16 protein-coding genes are annotated in these 20,788 nt (G+C 65.5%); 3 read left to right on the top strand and 13 right to left on the bottom strand.

The window, feature by feature from the left end; genetic code table 11:
* Positions 1-33 precede the first annotated feature (33 nt).
* From M1B34_RS05135 to M1B34_RS05160, 6 genes are all read right to left on the bottom strand, one after another.
* On the bottom strand, positions 34-1,731 hold the full coding sequence (locus tag M1B34_RS05135) for an ABC transporter ATP-binding protein/permease (protein WP_268261151.1): 1,698 nt from the start codon (positions 1,729-1,731) through the stop codon (positions 34-36).
* A complete protein-coding gene (locus tag M1B34_RS05140) occupies positions 1,728-4,511 on the bottom strand; it encodes a M16 family metallopeptidase (RefSeq protein ID WP_268264575.1) in 2,784 nt (927 codons plus the stop codon). Before M1B34_RS05140 ends, M1B34_RS05135 begins: the two co-directional genes overlap by 4 nt.
* 70 nt (positions 4,512-4,581) lie before the next feature.
* The gene (locus M1B34_RS05145; RefSeq protein ID WP_268264576.1) at positions 4,582-7,521 is read right to left on the bottom strand and encodes a TonB-dependent receptor plug domain-containing protein; all 2,940 of its coding nucleotides are present in this window, start codon (positions 7,519-7,521) and stop codon (positions 4,582-4,584) included.
* 271 nt (positions 7,522-7,792) lie between these two features.
* Positions 7,793-8,839 (bottom strand): FecR family protein, encoded by a 1,047-nt coding sequence (locus M1B34_RS05150; protein WP_268264577.1) that lies wholly within the window; start codon positions 8,837-8,839, stop codon positions 7,793-7,795.
* Positions 8,832-9,338 (bottom strand): sigma-70 family RNA polymerase sigma factor, encoded by a 507-nt coding sequence (locus M1B34_RS05155; RefSeq protein WP_268261155.1) that lies wholly within the window; start codon positions 9,336-9,338, stop codon positions 8,832-8,834. The genes M1B34_RS05150 and M1B34_RS05155 overlap by 8 nt, the downstream gene beginning before the upstream one ends.
* Before the next feature lie 116 nt (positions 9,339-9,454).
* Positions 9,455-9,676, bottom strand: a complete 222-nt coding sequence (locus M1B34_RS05160) for a hypothetical protein (protein WP_268264578.1) — start codon at positions 9,674-9,676, stop codon at positions 9,455-9,457.
* 90 nt (positions 9,677-9,766) lie between these two features.
* On the opposite strand from M1B34_RS05160, the gene M1B34_RS05165 reads away from it, so the two are divergent.
* The 3 genes from M1B34_RS05165 to M1B34_RS05175 are packed head-to-tail and all read left to right on the top strand — an operon-like array spanning position 9,767 to position 13,435.
* Positions 9,767-10,087: a hypothetical protein gene (locus tag M1B34_RS05165; RefSeq protein ID WP_268264579.1), complete on the top strand. Its 321-nt coding sequence runs from the start codon at positions 9,767-9,769 to the stop codon at positions 10,085-10,087.
* Between the two features lie 53 nt (positions 10,088-10,140).
* The gene (locus M1B34_RS05170; RefSeq protein WP_123328125.1) at positions 10,141-11,325 is read left to right on the top strand and encodes a DUF3142 domain-containing protein; all 1,185 of its coding nucleotides are present in this window, start codon (positions 10,141-10,143) and stop codon (positions 11,323-11,325) included.
* Entirely contained in the window at positions 11,312-13,435 is a 2,124-nt protein-coding gene (locus M1B34_RS05175; RefSeq protein ID WP_268264580.1) for a hypothetical protein, read from the top strand. Before M1B34_RS05170 ends, M1B34_RS05175 begins: the two co-directional genes overlap by 14 nt.
* Positions 13,436-13,438: 3 nt before the next feature.
* Here M1B34_RS05175 and lpdA read toward each other — a convergent pair whose 3' ends face one another.
* From lpdA to M1B34_RS05210, 7 genes are all read right to left on the bottom strand, one after another.
* Positions 13,439-14,839, bottom strand: a complete 1,401-nt coding sequence (lpdA, locus tag M1B34_RS05180) for a dihydrolipoyl dehydrogenase (protein WP_268264581.1) — start codon at positions 14,837-14,839, stop codon at positions 13,439-13,441.
* Between the two features lie 195 nt (positions 14,840-15,034).
* Positions 15,035-15,967: a phosphatidate cytidylyltransferase gene (locus M1B34_RS05185; protein WP_123327956.1), complete on the bottom strand. Its 933-nt coding sequence runs from the start codon at positions 15,965-15,967 to the stop codon at positions 15,035-15,037.
* 1 nt (position 15,968) lies between these two features.
* A complete protein-coding gene (locus M1B34_RS05190; RefSeq protein WP_123327955.1) occupies positions 15,969-16,589 on the bottom strand; it encodes a lysophospholipid acyltransferase family protein in 621 nt (206 codons plus the stop codon).
* Positions 16,590-16,598: 9 nt separating this feature from the next.
* Entirely contained in the window at positions 16,599-17,054 is a 456-nt protein-coding gene (locus M1B34_RS05195) for a hypothetical protein (RefSeq protein WP_123327954.1), read from the bottom strand.
* Positions 17,044-18,384 (bottom strand): phosphatase PAP2/dual specificity phosphatase family protein, encoded by a 1,341-nt coding sequence (locus tag M1B34_RS05200; protein ID WP_268264582.1) that lies wholly within the window; start codon positions 18,382-18,384, stop codon positions 17,044-17,046. Before M1B34_RS05200 ends, M1B34_RS05195 begins: the two co-directional genes overlap by 11 nt.
* A complete protein-coding gene (locus tag M1B34_RS05205) occupies positions 18,384-20,141 on the bottom strand; it encodes a bifunctional alpha/beta hydrolase/class I SAM-dependent methyltransferase (RefSeq protein WP_123327953.1) in 1,758 nt (585 codons plus the stop codon). The genes M1B34_RS05200 and M1B34_RS05205 overlap by 1 nt, the downstream gene beginning before the upstream one ends.
* 10 nt (positions 20,142-20,151) lie before the next feature.
* Positions 20,152-20,775 (bottom strand): CDP-alcohol phosphatidyltransferase family protein, encoded by a 624-nt coding sequence (locus M1B34_RS05210; RefSeq protein ID WP_268264583.1) that lies wholly within the window; start codon positions 20,773-20,775, stop codon positions 20,152-20,154.
* Positions 20,776-20,788 lie beyond the last annotated feature (13 nt).

The raw sequence follows: 20,788 nt of genomic DNA on the forward strand, positions 1-20,788 counted from the left end.
GATCGACAGGCCCTTTTTGTTTCGCTCTTCAACTCAGGCTGGCTGCAACTGTGGCGGCGGTGTTGTGGCATTCGCCTGGTGCGCGTGCAGCGCCAGGGTGTGTTCGAACAGGTGCTGCACCCCGGGCTGGTGGCTGATGCCGATCACCCGGCACGCCGGTAGGCGGTGGCGGATCAGGTTGAGCATGTGCTGGGCCGAATGTTCGTCCAGTTGGCTGGTGGCCTCGTCCAGGTACAGGGTGTCCGGGCAATACAGCAGGGCCCGGGCAAAGGCCAGGCGCTGTTGTTCGCCGCCGGACAGTTCACGGGCCCATTCGGCGTCCCGTTGCAGCTTGTCTTTGAGCCAGCCCAGGCCGACATCGTCCAGGGCCTGTTCCAGCGCGGGCTGTTCAGGCACATCCAAGGCCGGGTAGGCCAGCAGTCGGTCCAGGCGGCCGCTGGCGATGTAGGCCTTTTGCGGCAGCAGCAGGCTGGTGCCCGGTGGCAGTTGCCAGTGCCCGCGATGGAACGGCCAGACCCCGCCCAGGGTGCGCAGCAGGGTGGACTTGCCCAGGCCGCTGGGCCCGGCCAGGCGCAGCCATTGCCCGGCGTCCAGGCGCAGGTCGATGTCCTTGAGCAGCACCTGCTGGTCCGGCAACAACACCGACGCCCCGCGCAGTTCCAGGGTGTCGCCGCTGACCGGGTGCGGGCGCTGCTGGTGGGCCTGGTCCAGGGCTTTCTTGAACTGGCCCAGGCGTTCCACCGTGGCGCTCCAGTCCATGATCAGGCGGTAGGCGCTGATGAACCAACTGAGGGATTTTTGCACCGCACCAAAGGCGCTGCGGATCTGCATCAGGCCGCCCAGGGTGATGGTCTTGGCGAGGAACGCCGGCAAGGCGGCGAACACCGGGATGATCAGGCTCAGCCGGTCATAGCTGACCACGAAGAAGTTCAGGTCGCGCTCGCGGTTCATCAGGGCCCGCCAGTTCTCGGCGATACGCTCGAAGCGCGCCTTGAGCTGGCGCTCTTCCAGGGCTTCGCCGCGGTACAGGGCGATCTGCTCGGCGTTGTCGCGCTTGCGCAGCAGGTCGGCCCGCAGGTTGGCCTCGCGGTGCTGTTCTTCGTAGCTCAGGCGGTGCAGGGGGTTGCCGATCCAGTGGGTCACGCCGGTGCCGATCAGGGTGTAGAGCACGGCGATCCACACCAGGTAACCGTCCAGGGTCAGGCTGTAGCCCCAGAGGCTGAAGGTCTGGGTGCCCGAGAGCTGCCAGAGGATGCCGAGAAAGGCCCCGGCCTGGGCGAAGTTGCTGATAAAGGACACCAGCAGGTTGAGGCTGCTGACCACCAGCAGCCTGATGTCCTCGGCGATGCGCTGGTCGGGGTTGTCCGGCTCGCCACTGTGGCCCATGCGGTAGAAGGCGTGGTCGTCGAGCCAGCGGCCGATCATCTGCTCGGTCATGCTCTGGCGCCAGCGCAGCACCAGGGCCTTGTGCAGCCAGTCCTTGTACACCGCGATCAGCACGAACAGCGCGAGGTACATCACGTACTGTCCCATCAGGCGATACAGGGCGTCGGTGTTGAACTCACCGAGGGTGTCGTAGAAGGTCTTGCTCCAGCTGTTGATCCAGACGTTGATCTGCACAATCAGCAAGCCCATGCCCAGCACGCTGGCCAGCAGCAGCCAGGCCACCCACTGCCGACGACTGCGCCAGAACGGCGAGGCCAGCTGGATAAAGGTGCGCAGGGTGTTCATGGTTGCGCCTCAGGGGCCGGCAGCAGGCGTTGCTGGCGCAGGTTGGCGGGGTTCCACACGACCTTGGCCAGGGCTTTGAGGGCCGGCAGTTGCAGGGCCTGGGGCAGGTGCTGTTGCTGGCTCAGGTAACGCGGGTCGGCGTAGGCACGCTCACTGAGGATCAGGCGATGCAGCTGGGTCTGCGGGTCGTCGCGGCGCAGTTTTTCCTGGCTCTCGAAGGCTTTGCGCAGGGGCGCGATACGTTGCTCATCCAGGCGCTGGGGCAGTTCGGCGAAGACCTTGCGCGCCAACTGCCAGAGTTCATCCTGGCGCCGTGGGTCGGTGGTGAATGCCAGGCGGCTTTCGATGCGCTGCTGGTCCTGGCTCAGTTCCGTCTCGAAGCTCAGCTTGTAGACGCCACTGGCTTCACTGCGCAGTTGGGCCTTGAGGTCTTCCGCCAGCAGCTTGCCGAGCAGTGAGACCCCGGCGGCATCGGCCGGGCTCCAGGGGTGCTGGCTGAAGCTGAAGCTGGTCAGGCTGGCCCGGGGTTCCAGGGCGATGGCCAGGGTTTGCTGGCGGGGGCCGGGCAGGGCCTGGGTCAGAGGCGCCGAGAGTGCCGGCCCGCGCGGGATGCCTGCCAGTTCCTGGCTGACCCAAGCCCGCAGGCGCTCGGCATCCAGGTCCGCCATCACGTAGTAGGTCACTGGGCTGCGGCTTATGCGTTGCCACTGTTCGAGCAGGTCTTCGCTGCTGACCTGGGTCAGTTGCTCCGGCGTTGGGGTGATGCTCGGCTGCGGGGCAAAACGCAGCTCGCTCAAGGCCTGGCCCTGGCGGCTGCTGATGCTGTCGGTCTGCCGCGCCAGGCTATCGGCCAGGCTGTTGAGGCTCTCTTCCACGGCTTCCTGGCTGATGCTGGCCTGGCTCTGCCAACTGCGGTACAGGCCCAGCAGTTGCGGCAGTTGCTCCACGGCGCTCTGGCCGCTGAAGGTCAGGCGCTGGGCCTGGCTGTCCAGGCTCAATTGCACGCCGTGGGTGCTGCGCCAGCGGGTCAGTTGGGCTTCGCTCCAGCCCGGCGGGGTGCTTTGGCCCACCAGTTGGGCGGCGGCCTGGGCCTGCCAGGGGATCAGGCCCTGGGCCAGGTAGCCGGCCCCCGAGTCGATGCGCAACTGGGCCTTGCCGTCGGCGCCCGGGCGCTTGAGCCAGACCAGGCGGTCGCCGTTGCTCAGTTGCCAGTGCTCCACCTGCTCGGCGTCGAAGCGCTGGGTGGCGACGACCTGGCCGCTGTTGGGTGCAGGGCTCAAGGTGGGCAGGTCGGCGTTTTGCTTGATGATCGGCAGGGCCACCGCCAGGTCCTGTTGCTGCCAGTGCTGGATGGACGCCTCGACGTGTTCCCGGCTCGGCAATTGCACCGGCGTCAGGCCCGGTGCCTGGTATTGCAGGACGCGGTCCTGCTGGTCGGTCCAGCGGATAAAGTGTTGGTTGAGGTCTTCCACCTGGATGCTGTCCAGCAACTCCAGGGTGTTGCGGGCGATGGTGCTCGGGCGCAGCACTTGGTGCTGCTGCAGGGAGGCGTCGTTCAGGCGCCGTACCCAGTCGGCAAAGTCGCGGTCATCGCCCTTGTCCAGCATGCGCTGGGCGATGCCGCGCAGGCTGTCCTTCTGTTCCTGCAAGTGCTGGGGGTTGAAACCGTGCTGGCGCAGGCGGGCGATCTCTTCCAGCAGCCGTTGCAGGCCTTGCTCGTGGCCGCTGGCGCCGACCCCGGCGCCAATGGCGAGGACCGTGGACTGCTGGCCGATCTGGTGTTTCTGCACCGTCAGGCTGCGCACCGCAGAGTGCTCCTGGCGAGCCTGGCGGCCCAGCTGTTGCTGGACCAGGCCCAGGGTCAGGCGTGCGATCAGGCGCTCCCGGGCGGCGGCCGCGTCCTGGCCGCGGGCGTCCGGCTCCTGGAAGCGGAACATCAGCGCCACGTTGCTGCCGCCGCTCTGGCTGTCTTGCAACTGGATGATCTTCAATTGCCGATCGAGGGGCAGGTCAAGGTAGTCCCGGGCTGGCGAGCGGGTGGCCGGAAGCGAGCCGAACCAGTGTTCGATGCGCTGGGCCAGGGCTTTGGGGTCGATGTCGCCGACGATGATCAGGCGCATGTTGCTGGCCTGGTACCAGTCCTGATGGAAGCGCTTGAGACTCTCCAGTTGGGCGTTCTCGATGCCTTGCTGGCTGCCGATGGGCGGGTGGCCGACGTAACGCGAGCCGGCGCGCTGGGCGTCACGGCGCTGCTCGTTCATGCGTTGCGCCACACCCAGGCCGCCGCGCCACTCTTCGAGCACGATGGGCCGTTCCCGGGCCAGGTCGGCGGCGTTGAAATCCGCCGGGCCGGCGATGGTCGCCAGCACTTGCAGGCTCAGCTCCAGTTGCTGCTTGCCGGCGGCGGGGCTGAGCAAGTACTGGGTGCGGTCGTTGCTGGTCACCGCGTTGAAATTCATCCCCTGTTTCCAACCGGCACCGAGCAAGGTCTGGCGCACCGTGCCGGGCAACTGGCCGCGTTGATAGAAGGCCATGTGTTCCAGCAAGTGGGCGTTGCCAATCTGCTCCGGGCTCTCATCCACTGAACCGGCCTGCACCAGCAGGCGCATGTCTACCCGGCCCTTGGCCGCCGGATCGGCCAGCAACCAGTATTCGAAGCCGTTGGCCAGGGTGCCGCGTTGCAGGCGGTCGTCCCACTGGAAGGAAGTGCGCGGCGTGTGCGAGGCGCACGCCGTCAGCAACAGCAGGCCGAGCAGGCCGGTGAAGAGGTTCTTGGACATAAGGGTCTCGGGCTAATCACACAAAGGGTTGGGGCTGACTTATGGTTGTCAGCTCTGCAAAGGCGTCGGGTCAGAAGCGGTAGCCGACCTCCAGCCAGTACTGGCGGCCGATTTCATAACTGGTGCTGCCGCTGTAGCTGACGATGGGCGAGACCTTGTCCATGACGTTGGTCACGTCCACGGCGACGAACATGGCCTGTTCGTCGGCGGTGGGCAGTTCCCAGTAGAGCCGGGTGTCCCAGGTCGGCGCGGCTTTCACCGTGGCGGCTTCGTAGACGTCGTATTCGGTGAGGTAACCGTTGGTGGGCAGGATGGTGGTGTCGCCGGTGTTGACGATCTGCTTGTAGGCGCCGCGGTAGCGGAAGAAGTTGCTCCAGGTCAGGTGCAGCGCTGGGACCTCGGTGATGGTGGTCAGGCGGGCGGTCCAGGGGCGGTTGAAGTCGCCGGATGGCAGGTCGCTGTAGGCGGTGACCTTGCCGTCGTAAAGCACATCGGTGTCATCCACTTCCGTGGCCGACAGGGTGTCCTGGTAGTCGGAATGGGTGCTGCGGGTGCGGTTCCAGTCGAAGGCTGCCTGCATCGAGGTCGTGGTCCCCAGACCGGTCAGGCGCCAGTCGGGGCTGATGGTCAGGGTGATGTTGTCGCTCTCGCTGCGGCCCAGGTTGGAGTAGGTGTAGTAGTTGGCGACGGTGCCGCTGCCGTCGCCATCGGCCAGGTCGAGGTTGCGTGCCCGGGAGCGCACCACCTGGTCGCGGCCTTCGCGGTGGATGTACTTGAGGTCGAAGGTGGTGTCGAGAAAGCGCTGGCTGATGCCCAGCATCACTTCGTCGTCGTAGGGGATGTCCAATTGGCGGAACGAGTTTTCGTCGACGCCGTAGTTCACCCAATCACCGAACACGGGAATGTTGGTGGCGCCCGAAACCGCGCGGCTACGGCGCCAGCGCAGGGACTCTCGGCCATCGGCCAGGCGATAGATGAACAGGTTGCGCCCGTAGTAACGGTTGAGGCCGCCGGTCAGCACCGTGGAGCGGTCGGCAAACACGTCGTACTCGGCAGAGAAGCGCGGCGCCAGGGTCTTTTTGTCCATGTAGTCGTCGCCGTCAAAACGCAGGCCCGGGCGCAGGGTCAGCTTGCCCAGCTGGATCTCGTCCTGGGCGAACAGGGCGTACTTGCGCTCCGTCAGCTCAATGCTTCCCTCGCGGTAGTAGTTGAGCATGCGCAGGTACTGGCGAACCGGCGTCCCCACGGCGTTAGTACTGATCGAGCAGTACTCCGAGTCCAGGCCGCCACCGACGGTGTTACAGGTCTGGGTGCCGGTGTAGTTGGTGCTCACTACGGTGGTGGCGGTCCAGGCATCTTCGGGACGTTCGTAGGTAGCGGTCTGCTGGGACAGCTCCAGCCCGGTCTGCAGCTTGTGGGTGATGCCAAAGGTGGTGACTGGCAGCCAGTCGGCCTTGAGGCTGTAGGTGCCTCCGACCTGAGTCTGGTTCAGGTCGCCCATGCCCCCTTCGTTACTGGTGGCGGCCGCACTGAGTGCGCCGTTACGGGTCGGGTTGCCCCAGTTCTTGTCCTGAGACCAGCGCCACGTCTTGTAAACGTTGGCGTCGGACGCACGCGAGCTTTCCAGGTTGGTATACGCCAGCTTGTGGGTATAGGTGGCCTGGTCGCCGAGCCAGATGGCCTGGAACGAACCCTGGTAGCCGCCTTGATGGATCTGCATGCCGGAGTCGCGTGCGTTGTCGCGGTAATACTGACCTTCCTGGGGCGCGTGCATCAGGCTTATGCGGGTTTCCAGGCGCTCGTTGGGGTTCCAGAACGCCTTGAGCACGAAGTTGTCGATCTGCCTTTTTTGATCGCGCTTTTCTGAGTCGGCCGCACTGTTGAACCCATTGTCATAGGCGTTCAACGGGATCAGCGAGGTCTTGCGCGAGAAGTTGGCCATCAAGCCGAAATTTTCGGTGAGATGGCCTTCGACCGTGGCCTTGTAGGTGAACTTCTCGAAGTTTGGCTGGTTCTGCGAGTTGGTCGATTGCTCGAAGGCGGTGCGTTGATCATCGGCGATATGGAAGTTGGTCCAGGCCGAGCGGGTCATGCTCATGGACACCTTGCCGTGCAGGTCTTCGGTGGGGCGGCGGGTGATGGCGTCTACCACGCCACCGTTGAACCCCCCGAATTCGGCCGGCACGTTGCTGTCGTAGACCTTCACCGACTCCAGCTGGTCCGCGTCCAGGGCAATGCCGTGGGAACGACTGGGCAGGCCTTCCTGGCTGTTGTAGTCGTTCCAGGTATGGCTGCCGGGGTCCAGGTCGTTGTTGATGCTGATCCCGTCGATCATGAAGTTGTTCTGGTAGTACTTGGCGCCGTTGATGCTGATGTCCGCCGGGTCGATTTCCCCGGCGGTGTTGGAGCTTTTCTGATCGGCGCTGAACTTCACGCTGGGGTGCATCTGCAGCAGCGTGGTGATGTCACCGTTGGCCCCGGGGAAGGCTTCGATGGCCTTGCGGTCGATCACCGTCTGGCCCATGTAGCTGGCCTCGGGTGGAGTGCCGAGGACCACGATGTTTTCCGTGACCATGACCTCGCTGGTGCTTTGGCGGCTGGCCTCGGTCTCGGGGATTTCTTCCAGGGTCAGGGTGTCGGCCGCCGGGTTCAGGCGCCAGCGCACGCCGCTGCCGTGCAGCAGGTCGATCAGCGCGCTCTGGGCTGACAGCTGGCCGTGGGCGCCAAGGGACTCACGGTTGCGCAGCAGGGCGCTGTCGGTGCTGATCTGGATCCCGGCCTGTTGACCGAAAGCGATCAGCGCGCCAGCCAGGGACTGGGCCGGGATATCGAACGTGAAGCGTTGCTCCAGGCGCTGGCTGACCGGGACCACAGCGCTGGTCTCGGCCGCTTGCAGCGAGGTACTCAACAGCACGCTGGCCAGGCCGACGGCCCCCAGTTGCAGGCTGATACGGCTGAACAAGGTGGAATCAGACGGCGAATTCAAAGACGCCGGCTTGGCAATGGTCATCCGAAACTACTCCCCAGAGCACTGCAAAAATGCGCACGCAAAACATAATGAGAACGCATCTCAAATGCGTCGTAGGCAAATGACGCAGTGCTTCAGGAAATTTTCAGAAAATAGGCAAAATAATTTTTTGCCCGGCTCGGAGTTCGCAGAGGGAAGGGGCGTTTGGGCGGGGAAGACGCCGCTCAGATGGCCCGGTAGAGCGGTTCGAGAGGTGTCACGGCGAGGCTTGGCCCTCGCCGTTCAGGGTGGTTTGGCGTGAGGCCCTAGAGGCTTAGGGGCGCGAAACAATCCACAGGTAGGCGCTGGTCACCTTGAGCTGGCCGCCGTGGGCCTGGACGATGGCGCGCAACGCGGCCTGGGGGTCGCGCAGGTCGTAGACGCCGGTGACGGTTTCCCCGGCCAGGAAGCTGTCCGGTAGCAGGATCAGGCCACGGTGATAGCGCCGCAGCTGTTCCACCAACTCGCCGATGCTCAGGTCGTTGGCGATCAGTTGCTGCTGGCGCCAACTGGCCACCTGGCTGGCTTGCAGGCGGCTGCGTTGCAAGGTGGCGGCCGTGTAGTCCAGGCGCACCTGGTCGCCGGCGCGCAGCGCAGTGTCCAGTTCCGGGGCATGCAAGCGCTGGTCGCTGAGCTTGACCGAACCATGGGTCACCGCCACCTGGGTGCGGTGGTCGTCGAGGCGCACATCGAAGGCGGTGCCGGTGACCCGCACTGCTGCGCTGCCGGCCTTGACGGTAAAGGGCCGGGCCGGGTCCGGGCGCACCTCGAAATACGCTTCGCCACGCAGCAGCTCGACATTGCGGGCGCCGCCATCGAAGTGATCGGCCAGGGCGCTGTCGCTGCCGAGGGTCACCAGGCTGCCGTCGCTGAGCTGGACCTGGCGAATTTCACCGACTTGGCTGCTGTAGTCCGCGCGCCATTGGGTGGTGGTGGGCAACACCGCCAGCACCAGGCTCGCGGCCAGGGCGGCACCGACCCAAGTGCGTCGGCGGCGGTTGGCCCGGGGCTTGGCCGGCGGGCTGAGCACCATGGGTTGTGGGGTCGGCAGCCTGTCGGCCGACCACTGTTCGCTGAACTGCGGCGGCAGTTCGCCACTGAGGCGCCAGATGCGTTCGGCCTTGCGCCAGGCTTTGGCGTGGGCCGGGGATTCGGCCTGCCAGGCTTGGCAGGCGGCCAGCAGGGCGTTGTCCTGCGGGCGTTGTTGCACCCGTTCAAGCCAGTCCAGGGCGGTATTCCAGACGGGGTCCTGGGCGAGGGGAGCCTTCATTGGCACAGTGCGGTCCGTGGTGTCGGGGGGCGCCAGTGTCGCATCAGTCATCGTCTTCGCCCAGTTGTTCGGCGCAATGGGTGAGGGCGGTGCGCACCAGTTGATGGACCAGGCCGATGGAAATGCCCAGGTGATTGGCCACCTGCTGCAGGGTGCAGCCACCCAGGCGGTGCATCTCGAAGGCGATCCGTGTGCGTTCAGGCAACTGGGCCATGGCCGATTCCAATTGTCGCAGTTCATCCTGATGGTACAGCTGGTGTTCGGGGGATGGGGTGTCGGCGGGCAGGGTGGCCAGCAACTCGGCGCCATCCGCCTGGTATTTGTCGGTGTGCAGGCGCCGGGTCAGGTCCACGGCCAGGTTGCGCACGATCCGATACAGGTACGCCACCGGCTGCTGGATCGGGCTGGCGTCGCGGCCGTCGAAACGCAACCAGGCATCCTGGACCACGTCCTCGGCTTGTGCGCGCCCGCCTACGATCGGCGCGGCGTAGTCCACCAACGCCTTGCGGTTGGCGAGGTAGATTTCCAGCTTGGTACCTGGCTCGGCCATGAAATGAATGAACGCTCTGAAAATGGAGCCAATGGGCAGCGGTTCGCGACTTTACTTTGATTGATAAGCATTATCAATTGAGTCGTTCCGGCGTGCGCTGAACGGCGTTCTCCATGTCAATCCAGTTGCTCGGGCTTGAGTTCGGGGTGCTGCCGGATGAGCGGGTTGAGAAAAGCCTCGATGATCTCGCCCATCACCTTGCCTGTCGCCAGCGTGTAGGCCCTGGCCTGCCCGTCGTCGAGGTGCGGCAGGGTGTCTGCCAGGTGCTGGTCGACTCGCTGCAAGACGTCGAGGTACAGATCCAATGTTGCTTGGGCGATCGCTTTATCCGGTACCATTTGTCCTCCAGAAAACCGCGGCTTGGGCTATAGACGCACGAGCGCGGTTTTTTTTCAGAATAAAACCGCAAGTCCGGTGAATGGGGCCTGATGAACACTCGATGGTTGCGTGCATGGATGCTTGTCCCGACCTTGGGCGTCGTGCTGTTGGGGGGCCTGACCCCGGTGCTGTCCAACGCCTGGCAACTGTTGGTCGAGCGCTCCAATTTCATTCCGCCGGAGTCGTCGATCTGGACCTTCGAGCCCACAGTGATCAACCAGGGCTCCAGTAATTACTGGCTGTACGGTGAAGACCGGCAGCACTATTTCTATTTCTCCTACACCCCTGAAACCCCCTACCGGCTGATCGGCAAAGACGCCCGTTGCCCGGGGTTCAATCCGCGGGATGTGACCACGTGGTGCACGCCGTGAGCCGAGGGGTTTTTTGCCTCCAAGGGCCGCACTCGCGATTAGCCTCAGCCGGTATTCGTTTCGCCGCGCTGCTGCTGGGCGTGCTGCTGCTCAATGGCTGTGAGCAGCGGGCCGCGCCGCCCCTGGATCAGCAGGTGTATGTCTGGCAGCGCCAGTGGAAAGACGCCCATCGCGAGGCGCTGGCGCACAGCCGCGAGGACTTTTCCACGTTGCGCGTCCTGGCCTTGCAGGCCTTTCCCAAGGCGGGGTGGAGCCGGGCACGGATCGATGCCCAGTTGCTCAAGGCCGACGGCCGCCCGCTGATCGCCGTGGTGCGCCTCGACGGCCAACTGCCGGCCCTGGACCAGGACCAGATCAACACGCAGATCCAGCTACTGCTGGCCGACTGGCAAGCCCAAGGCCTGACCCTGGCCGGGCTGGAAATCGACCATGACGCGGGGGTTGCCCGGCTGCCGGGTTACCAGGCCTTTCTGGCCCAGTTGCGCAACCGCCTGCCGAGCACCCTGGCCCTGAGCATCACCGCCTTGCCGTCCTGGCTTGGTAGCCGTGAGCTGCCGGCGCTGCTGGCCACGGTGGACAGCAGCGTGCTGCAGGTGCATGCGGTGAGCGACCCACGCCTGGGGCTGTTCGAACCCGGCCAGGCCCGGCAGTGGGCCCAGGCCTGGAGCAAGGTCACCGATAAACCCTTCTACCTGGCCTTGCCGGCCTACGGCGTGGCCTTGCTGTCGAACACCGAAGGCGCGCCCCTGGTGGAAAGCGAAGTGGCCATCGAGCAGGCCGGTGAACGTCAGGAGCTCATGGCTGATCCCCGGCAACTGGCAACCCTGGCCCTGGAATTACGCAAGGATCCGCCACCACACTTGGCGGGGCTGATCTGGTTTCGCCTGCCGCTCAAGGGCGATCGCCGGGCCTGGAGCCTGACCACCCTCAAGGCCGTGGCCCGGGGCGAGGCCCTGGACAGCCAGCTCGGCCTGTCGCTGGTCGAGCAGGACGGGCTCTTCGATATCCGCCTGCGCAACCAGGGCAACCTCGACAGCCCTTTGCCGGAACACCTGACCCTGGCCGTTGCCCAATGCGACGGCTTCGATGCCGTGGCCGGTTACACGGTGCGCCAGCAGGGCCCACAGCTGTTGTTCAGCCGCCAGCAACCCGCTCGCCTGGCCGCGGGCGGTGAGCGGGCTGTGGGTTGGGCGCGCTGTACAAAAATTGATCAAGGAGCTTCCCATGTTCGCCCCTAAACCCCGGCATCTGCTGTGCCTGAGCCTGTGCCTGCCGTTGACCTCGGCCCTGGCGTGCGGGCCGTATTTCCCCATGCGCTTGCTCAGCGACCGGGCCTACAGCCTGGCGCAATTGCCGGAAGGCAGCTTCATCCTTGAAGCCAGTCGCCTTGGTCCGGCGATCGACGGCCTGCAGCCCTTGACCGACGCCTTGGTCAGCCAGAGCTACCAGAAGACCAAGGCCGAGAACGCAGGCCTGAGCCCGGAGCAGGTCGGTTTGTTGGTCCAACTGCGCGAACTCAGAGACGCCCATGAGGCCGAGCGCCGGGGCGCCACGTTGCCTCGGGAAATCAATCTCTATACGGCTGGCGCCGTGGCTTTCAACGCTGGCGATTACACCCTGGCGGCGGAGTATTTCCGCCAGGTGCTGGCATTGCCGGCGGCCCAGCGCGCCCAGCGCAGCACCTGGGCGGCCTACTCCCTGGGACGCTCGTTGTACGCCCTGGGCTTGGACGCCAGCGAGCTCGACGACACGGCCCGCCAGGCCAGCCTGCTCCAGGCCCGGCAAGCTTTCCAGCAAGCCCGGCAATTGAGCATCGAGGGCTTCAGCGACCCGCTGGCCCTGGGCATTGCCAGCCTTGGCGAGGAAGCGCGGCTGGTGAAAATGGACGGCGACTGGCAGCGGGCGATCGAGCTGTACGCCAGCCAGAGCCGCCTGGGTTCCGACACCGGCACCAGCTCTCTGCGGGAGTTGGCGGCCGAGTTGGCGAGCCTGCCCGATGAGCAGTTGCAAGGCCTGCTGAGCCACAGCGCGGTGCCTCGGTTGTTGGCGGCGGTGATGATCGGTTACCTGGACAACAGCTCCGGTGAAACCACCGACTCGAACAAGAAAATCATCAGCCTGCTCAGCAACAGCCCCCAGGCCAGCCTGGACAATGCCGATCGCCTGGCGGCGCTGAATTATCAGATGGGCGACTACGCCAACACCCAGCGCCTGCTGGAAAAGGCCGGCGACAGCGGCCTGGCCTGGTGGCTGCGGGCCAAGCTGGCGGTCCGTGCAGGCGACAAGCCGGCGGCTGCCGAGGCCTATGCCAAGGCGTCCAAGGCCTTCCCCCGGGATGAACAGTGGGGCGAGCGCACGGATGGCGAAGGCTATTACGAAACCCTCAAGCCCGGTTGCCGGGTCGATGGCGAAAACGCCCTGCTGGCCCTGGACCGTGGCGACTACCTGCAAGCCTTCCAACTGCTGTACCGCAGCGAAGGCATTTACTGGCAGGACGCAGCCATGGTGGCCGAGCGGGTGCTGAGCCTGGACGAGCTCAAGCAGTTCGTTGATGAGCAGGTGCCGGCCCCGCCGTACACGCCGCCCAAGGCCGACGACTATTACTCGACCTTGCCGGTGGCGGCGCAATTGCGTGAGTTGTTGGGGCGTCGCTTGCTGCGCGAAGGGCGTTACGCCGAAGCCCCGGGGTATTTCGCCAGCCCCGAGTTGCAGGCTGCGGCCAAGGCTTACGGCGAATACCGGGAGCAGGCCGAGTCTGCCTGGCTACCGAGCCGTCGGGCCGAAGGTTATTACCAGGCGGGCCTGTTGGCGCGGCGTTCAGGCATGGAAATCCTCGGCTACGAGATGGGCCCGGATTACCACAGCCTTTCGGGCAGTTACAGCCTGGAGATCAGCGAGCCGGTGGCCGGGCCCTGGATCGGTGCCGATGAAGTGCAGCGCCAGCAAGCGACCCGGGCCGAGCCCGACGTGCGTTACCACTACCGTTATCTGGCCGGCGCCCTGGCCAACCAGGCGGCGGACCTGCTGCCACACACCAGCCAGGCCTTCGCTGCAGTGCTGTGCAAGGCGGCGCGTTGGACCCGGGGCAGTGACGTCGAGTCGGCGGCCTATCAGCGCTATGTCGAGAACGGGCCCTTTGTGCAGTGGGCTGAGAACTTCGGCAACGAGTGTGAAGACCCAGACTTCTCCGGTGCCAACAAGCGTTACCTGACCCAGTTCGTTGGTGACCTGCGCCAGACCCTGGCGCCGATCAAGGGCCCGCTGCTGGCCGGGGGCGCCCTGGTGCTGCTGGCTGGCGGCGGCGCCTTGTGGTGGCGTCGCCGCAGCGGTCGCGGGGTCGCGCCCTAGGCCTTACATCTGGGTGGCCAGGCCCTCCACATTCATCGCCGCCTGGCGCAGAGCTTCGGAACGCGTCGGGTGGGGATGGCAGGTCAGGGCAATGTCCTGGGCCGAGGCGGAAAACTCCATGGCCACGCAGTATTCGCCAATCATCTCGCTGACGCTCGGGCCCACCAGGTGCACGCCGAGGATCTCGTCGCTGTGGGCATCGGCCAGGACCTTGGCGAAGCCCTCGGTCTCGTGGTTGATCTTGGCCCGGCTGTTGGCGGTGAAGGGAAACTTGCCGACTTTGTAGGCGCGACCGGCGGCCTTGAGCTGCTCTTCGGTCTGTCCGACGCTGGCCAGCTCCGGTTGGGTGTAGATGACGTTGGGGATCAGGTTGTAGTTGACCTCGCCAGCCTTGCCGACGATCTGCTCGATGCAAGCCATGGCTTCGTCTTCGGCTTTGTGGGCGAGCATCGGGCCTGACGTGACGTCGCCGATCACCCAGACCCCTTGCGCCTCGGTGCGATGCCGGCGGTTGCCGAGCATGCCGCGCTGATCGGTGTTCAAACCGACATTTTCCAGCCCCAGGCCCTGGGTGTAGGGGCGCCGACCAATGGCCACCAACACGTAATCCGCCTCTATCTGCTCGGCTTCGCCACCGGCCGCCGGCTCCACCTGCAGTTGCACGCCCTGGCCTGAAGACAAGGCGCGGGTGACCTTGGTGCCGAGCTTGAACTGGATGCCCTGTTTGGCCAGGGAACGCTGCAAGGTTTTGCCGGCTTCGGCATCGGTGCCCGGGCAAATGCGCTCCAGGTATTCAATCACCGTCACTTGCGCCCCCAGGCGGCGCCAGACCGAGCCCAGTTCCAGGCCGATGACCCCGGCGCCAATCACCACCAGGTGCTTGGGCACTTCCGTCAGGGACAAGGCGCCGGTGGAGTCGAGAATTCGTTGGTTGTCGATCTCCACCCCGGGCAGCGGCGTCGGTTCCGAGCCGGTGGCGATGATGATGTCCTTGGCGTGCAGCTCGGTCTTGCTGCCCTGGCTGTCGGTCACGGTGACCCGGCCGGGCCCGTCGATATGGCCCCAGCCCTTGATCCAGTCGACCTTGTTCTTGCGGAACAGAAACTCGATGCCCTTGGTCAGGCCGGCCACGCTGTCGTCCTTCTGCTTCATCATCTGCGCCAGGTTGAGCTGCGGCTTGACCTCGATCCCCAGGTTGGCGAACTCCGCACCCATGGCGGCCGCGTAAAGCTCTGAGGCATGCAGCAGGGCCTTGGACGGCATGCAGCCAACGTTCAGGCAGGTGCCGCCGAGGGTCGCACGGCCTTCGACGCAGGCGGCCTTGAGGCCTAGCTGACCGGCACGGATGGCGGCGTTATAACCCCCGGGGCCGCCCCCCAGAATCACGACGTCGTAGTTGCTCATGGCGGATCTCCTGCGCAGGAATCGGGCTGTAAAGGTAGGTGGTGGAAAATATTACGGGCGTAATATGTTCTGCGCAAGCCACACCGGTCAAGCCTGGTGTGTGGGGAAGGAGCGGTGGTTGCGGAGGGATCGCCGCCCAGCCGGCGCCTGCGGGGAGCAGGCCTCGGCTGGCCGGCAAGGGCTAGCGGCTGGGCGTCAGGTCCACCAGTAGCGCACCAGGTGGAAGAAGATCGGCGCGGCGAAACACACCGAATCCAGGCGGTCGAGCATGCCGCCGTGGCCTTCGATCATGTGCCCCCAATCCTTGACCCCGCGGTCGCGCTTGATGGCCGACATGACGATGCCGCCGGCGAAGCCCAGCAGGTTGATCAGCAGGGCGATCAGGAACGACTGCCAGATGGCGAACGGCGTGATCCACCACAGCGCGCCACCGATCAGCGACGCCAGGAAGATCCCGCCGACGAAGCCTTCGACGGTTTTCGACGGCGACAGGTTGGGCGCGATCTTGCGCTTGCCGAAGAGTTTTCCACAGACGTACTGCAGCACGTCGGAGAGCTGCACGACGATCACCAGGTAGGCGATCAGCAGCAGGTTGCGGCCTTCGTAGCCGGCGATGTCCAGGGTCAGCAGGGCCGGTACGAATGACACGCAGAACACCGCGATCATCAAGCCCCACTGGACTTTGGACGCCCGCTCCAGGAAGTGCGTGCTGTCGCCGCCCAGGGACGCGAGGATCGGCAGCAGCAGGAACACATAGACCGGAATGAAGATCGAGAACAGCCCGTACCAGTCCGAGTAGATCAGCAGGTATTGCAGGGGCAGGGCCAGGTAGAACGCGGCCACCAGCGCCGGGTAGTCGCTGCGCCGGGTCGGCGTCAGGGTGAGGAATTCCCGCAGGGCATAGAACGACACCGCGTAGAACAGCAGGATCACCGCACCGGTGCCGAGCCAGAAAGCGATGCCGATCACCAGCACCATCACCCACCAGGCGTTGATCCGCGCGTTGAGGTTCTCAATCACGCTATTGGGCGTGCCACGGGTTTTCAGCTTGAGGATGAATCCGATCAGCGAGGCCAGCACCAGGATCGCGCCGATTCCGCCGAACAACATCAGGGTTTGCTTATCCATGTCAGGAATGCTCCGGGGCCAGGGCCAGCAGCGCGTCGCGGCTGCGTTCGAGGAACTGCTCTTTGCTTTCACCCTCTTCCAGGTTCAGCGGGGCGCCGAAGCTGGTGGTGCAGAGCAGGGGCAGGGGCAGGAAACGGCCCTTGGGCATGACGCGGTTGAGGTTGGCGATCCACACCGGCACCAGTTCCGCCTGTGGGTAACTTTTCGCCAAGTGGTAAATGCCGCTCTTGAACGGCAACAGGCCGTCTTCCAGGTTGCGCGTGCCCTCGGGGAAGATAATCAGCGAGTCGCCGTTCTCCAGGGCGTCGAGCATGGGCTGCAGGGGGTTATCCACAGGCTCCTTGCGCTCGCGGTCGATCAGCACGCCGTTGAACACGCGGTTGATGATGTAGCGCCGCAGCGGGCTCTTCTGCCAGTAATCGGCGCCGGCCACGGGCCGGGTCAGCTTGCGCAGTGCCGGCGGTAGCGAGGCCCAGAGCAGCACGAAGTCGCCGTGGCTGCTGTGGTTGGCGAAGTAGATGCGTTGCCGCCGTTGTGGTTCACAGCCAAGCCACAGGCTGCGAGCCCCGGTGATGGAGCGGGCGGCGGAGGTGATCAGGTTGGCGACCAGGGGTTCGAACATGAGAATTCCTTATCCAGCGAAGGTCAGCCAGGGGCTGGCCAGGATCAAGCCCAGTGTCAGTAGGAGTTGTGCAGCGAGCAGCAGTGCCTGGCGGCGTAACAACGCCAGGGCACCTTGAATCCGGGGTTCCCAGGGGCGGCCGCCGCGTGCCGCCGGCTGCAGGCCGAGGGCGGCCAGGGCCTGGTCCAGTGCCGTGGCGCGTTCTGCCACAGGCGCCGTTGAGTCGGCTGTCGCCTGGAACAGTTCGGCGTCGAAGGCCACCCGCAGGGCGAAGTATTTTTCCAGCAGGCCAAGCACCAGCAGCGTCACGCTGAGCAGCAGCCCCCAGAGGCTGACGCTGCCCAGTAGGTACTGGCCCAGGCCCAGCAGCGCGCCGAGCAGGGTCAGGCCAGTGGATAACTGGTCCAGGGCCTGACCCCGCCGCAGCAGGGCGGCCACGCTGAACAGTTGCAGGTCAGTGGGCATGGGCTGCCTCACGGGTTGTGGATAAGCCTGCCAGGGCCTGCCGGTGGGCCGGGTGCAGGACGATTTGCGGGCGTACTCGCCGAATCTGCGCCACGGCGTCATCCACCGTGGCCGCGCGGCCTGTGGATAACAACCAGGCGGCCAGGGCCGTGGCGCTGCGCGAGTAGCCCAGGGCGCAACACACCAGCAGCGGGCCGTTGCCGCGCAGCGCCTCGATGGCATCGGCGGCGGCCTGGCACTGTTCGCGGCTGGGGGCGGTCAGGTCCAACACCGGCACTGAGCGATACGCCACGCCCTGGCTGTCCAGGGACAGCTCGGCGCAGAGGTCGACCACGGCACGGAACGGGCTATGTTTCAGCTCGTTGGCCGTGGGCAGGCGACCGAGCCAGACGTTATCCACAACTTGATCCGGCTGTGGATGTTTTTTTGTCCACAAGCGTGAGTTGATCCACGCCGCCGCCAGGTAGGGCGCCAGCAGCCAGCGCGCGGCCGGGGTCAGGCGTCCGTCCTGGCGTTTTTGAAAGCCCGTGGCGCCCAGCAGGGCGTAGTTCAGGCTCACCAGCAGCAGGGCCACGGCAGGCCAGATCAGCCACAGCCAGGTGCCGCCCAGGAAGCTCGGGGCGGCCAGCAGCGCCGCGCCCAGGGCGTAGCGCAGGGCCAGGCGTCGGCGTTGCGGGTCCTGGGCCAGCCGTGCGCTGAACAGCGGGCTTGGCCGGTCCAGAGGCCAGAGCCAGACGCACAGCCAGCCGGCCAGTGCGCCGGTGGGCACATCGACGAAGTGGTGTTGATAAGTGGTCAGCACCGACACCCCGATCAACGCGAACCAGCCATGCACCAGCACCCGCCACAGGCCCTGGGTGTGCCGCGCGTAGCAGGTCCAGAGCACCACCAGCAGGGCAATGTGCAGGGACGGTGCCTGGTTGAAGGGTTTGTCGAAGCCGGCCAGCACCGCGAACATCCAGCCGAACACGCCCTCCAGGGGCGGCCGTTCGAAGGTGAAGGTCAGGGGCCAGAGCAGGAAACAACTGACGGTAATCAGCTGCGCCGTGAGCAGGCGCAAGGCGTGGCGCTTGAGCTCGTCCCGGGTGTTGGGCAGCAGCAGCGACAGCCCGTAGAGCAGGTCGATGGACCAGTACGGCACGATGGTCCAGGCCCAGAACGGCATGTGCCGCTCCCAGTCGAACACCAGGGTGCCAACGTCGTCGCGCTGGCTGGTGAACCAGGTGGCAAAACCGTAGGTGCTGAAAAACAGCGGTGCCAGCAGCAACAGCCAGAGCACCGCCGGTTTCAACAGGCCGGGTTCGCGCGTGGGCAACACCCTGCCGGTCATCATTGCACCCGTTGCGCCAGGGACACGCTGAAGATCCCCCACTCATCCACGCGCATGGTCACTTTGCGGAAGCCTGCGGCCTCCACCAACTGGTCCATCTCCACCTGGCTGCGGCGGCGCATGACCCAGGCCTGGCCTTCGCGGTGGCTGGTCAGGGCGCGGGCGATCAGTTCCAGCTGCGGGTGCCATGGCTGGCCGGTGTAGACCAGGTAACCGCCGGGTTCCACCGCCTCGGCCAGGCCCGCCAGTGAGCCACCGACCATGCTGTTGTCAGCGAACAGCTCATACAGGCCGGAGACCACCGCCAGGGTGGGTTTCGGGTCCAGGGCGGCCAGGTCTTCGCGGTCGAACGCGTTGCCTTTGACGAAGCGGGCGATGTCGCCCAGGCCTTTTTCCTGGATCAGTGCGCTGCCGTCACGCACGTTGATGTCGCTGTAGTCGCGCAACAGGATCGATTCCGGCAGCGGGCTGACCCCTTGCAAGGCTTCGAGGATGTAGCGGCCGTGGCCGGCGGCGATGTCGACGATGCGCACTTCGCTCTGCTGCTCGCGCAGCTGTTGCATGGCCAGGCGCAGAAGCTCCTCGACGTGCAGCTTGCGCTGGCGGATGCCTTTCCAGCCGATGGAGTTCAGGTAGTTCTGGTCGATCATCCGGCCCACGGCGCTGCGCCCGCTGGGGCGGTTGCGGTAGACGTAGTCCAGGGTGCTGCCGGAGTCGAAACCGGTGTCGAAGCCCAGCTTGACCCCGTCCGACAACTGGCTGCCCAGGCGCATGCTGGCGCGGGTCATGCGCCAGTACAGGTCACGCGGGGAGTTGTGGGGCAGTGGCGCGGCCAGGGATTCGGACTCGGCGCAGGTGGCCCCCAGGACGTCGGCGTGCAGCAGGGAAGGGCGCTTTTGCGGGCGCTCGAAGTTCTGCAGGATAAAGCGTCGGGCACTGGCCACGGCCGGGGCGCGATTCTTCTCGCCCAGGGTGTCGTGGAAGAAGCCCGGGAGGATGTGTTTTTCCTTGTGCAGGGTGCCCAGGCGTTCGAAGAACTGTTCCTGGGGTTTGCGCTCCACCACGAAGTCCGAGCCGGAAATCAGCAACTGGGTCGGCACCTGGATCGCCTGGGCATCGGCCACCACGCGGTCGGCGGCTTCATACAGGCCCAGCAGCACGTTGACCGAAATGGCCTTGGTGATCAGCGGGTCGCTGTCGTAGGACGCCACGCGCTCCGGGTCATGGCTGAGAAAGCGCGCCTTGACGTAGCTGTTGACGAAGAAGTTGCCGCGCAGCTTGCGCATCAGCGCCAGGCCCGGACGGGCGAAAGGCACGTAGAGCTTCACCTTGAAGGCCGGCGAGGCCAGCACCAGGGAGCGGATGCGTGGCGCGTAGTCGTGGACCCAAGTGGAGACGATCACCGCGCCCACGCTCTGGGCCACCACGGCCAGGTTGTCTTCGGCGATCTGATGGGCCGTGCCGATGTGATCGCAGAAGGTCTGCACGTCACGCACGCTGGTGGCGAAGCTCGGGCTATCGCCACGGGCGCCGGGGGATTGGCCGTGGCCCCGGGAGTCCCAGGCAAAGAAGTCGCAGTGGGGCAGGTCCAACTCGTCCACCAGGTGGGCGATACGCCCCGAATGCTCATGGCCGCGGTGGAACAGCAGCACGGCCTGGCGAGGTTCGCCGGGCACGGCTGCGGCCGCAGGCCAGTGGCGATAGAACAGTTCGACGCCGTCATGGGTAGTGAAGGACTGATGTTGGGCTTCGCGCATTACCATTTCCTTATGCTGTAGGGGCGTTGTTCTGCACTTCTTTCAGGCCCTGGCGGACCCGGTTGACCAGGGTGTAGATCAGCAGCGCGGCAACCAGTGCCAGCACGCCGTTGATCCACACGGCCGCGAGCCAGCCCAGGGCAATGCCGGTGGCCAGCACGCCGAAGATAAAGGCTCGATCACTTTTGCCCATGGGCCCGTCGTAGCGTCGCGAGGCCCCGACCATGGGCCCGAGCACACCGGCGTATTCACTGAACAGGGCCAGCAGGGTGACCAGCAGCACCAGCACCAGGCTGACGCCGGGCAACAGGGCAAAGGGCAGGATCAGGGCGCTGTCGGCGACGATGTCGCAGAGTTCGTTGAGGTAGGCGCCGAGGCGGGATTGCTGGCCGAATTCACGGGCCAGCATGCCGTCGATGGCGTTCAGCGCCATGCGCAGGATCATCCACAGGGGAATCAGGACGAAGAGCCAGGTGTGCTGGGCGAGGGCGGCAATCAGCACCCCCAGCAGCACGGACACCACGGCCGCCAGCACCGTGACCTGGTTGGCCGTGGTGCCGTTGTCGTACAAACGCTGCACCAGGGGCCGCAGCAAATTCTGAAAGCGCGGTTTGAGCTGGTAGATCGAGAGCATGGTGGGACCTTTC

The organism is Pseudomonas morbosilactucae (assembly GCF_023241715.1).
Lineage (GTDB): Bacteria > Pseudomonadota > Gammaproteobacteria > Pseudomonadales > Pseudomonadaceae > Aquipseudomonas > Aquipseudomonas morbosilactucae.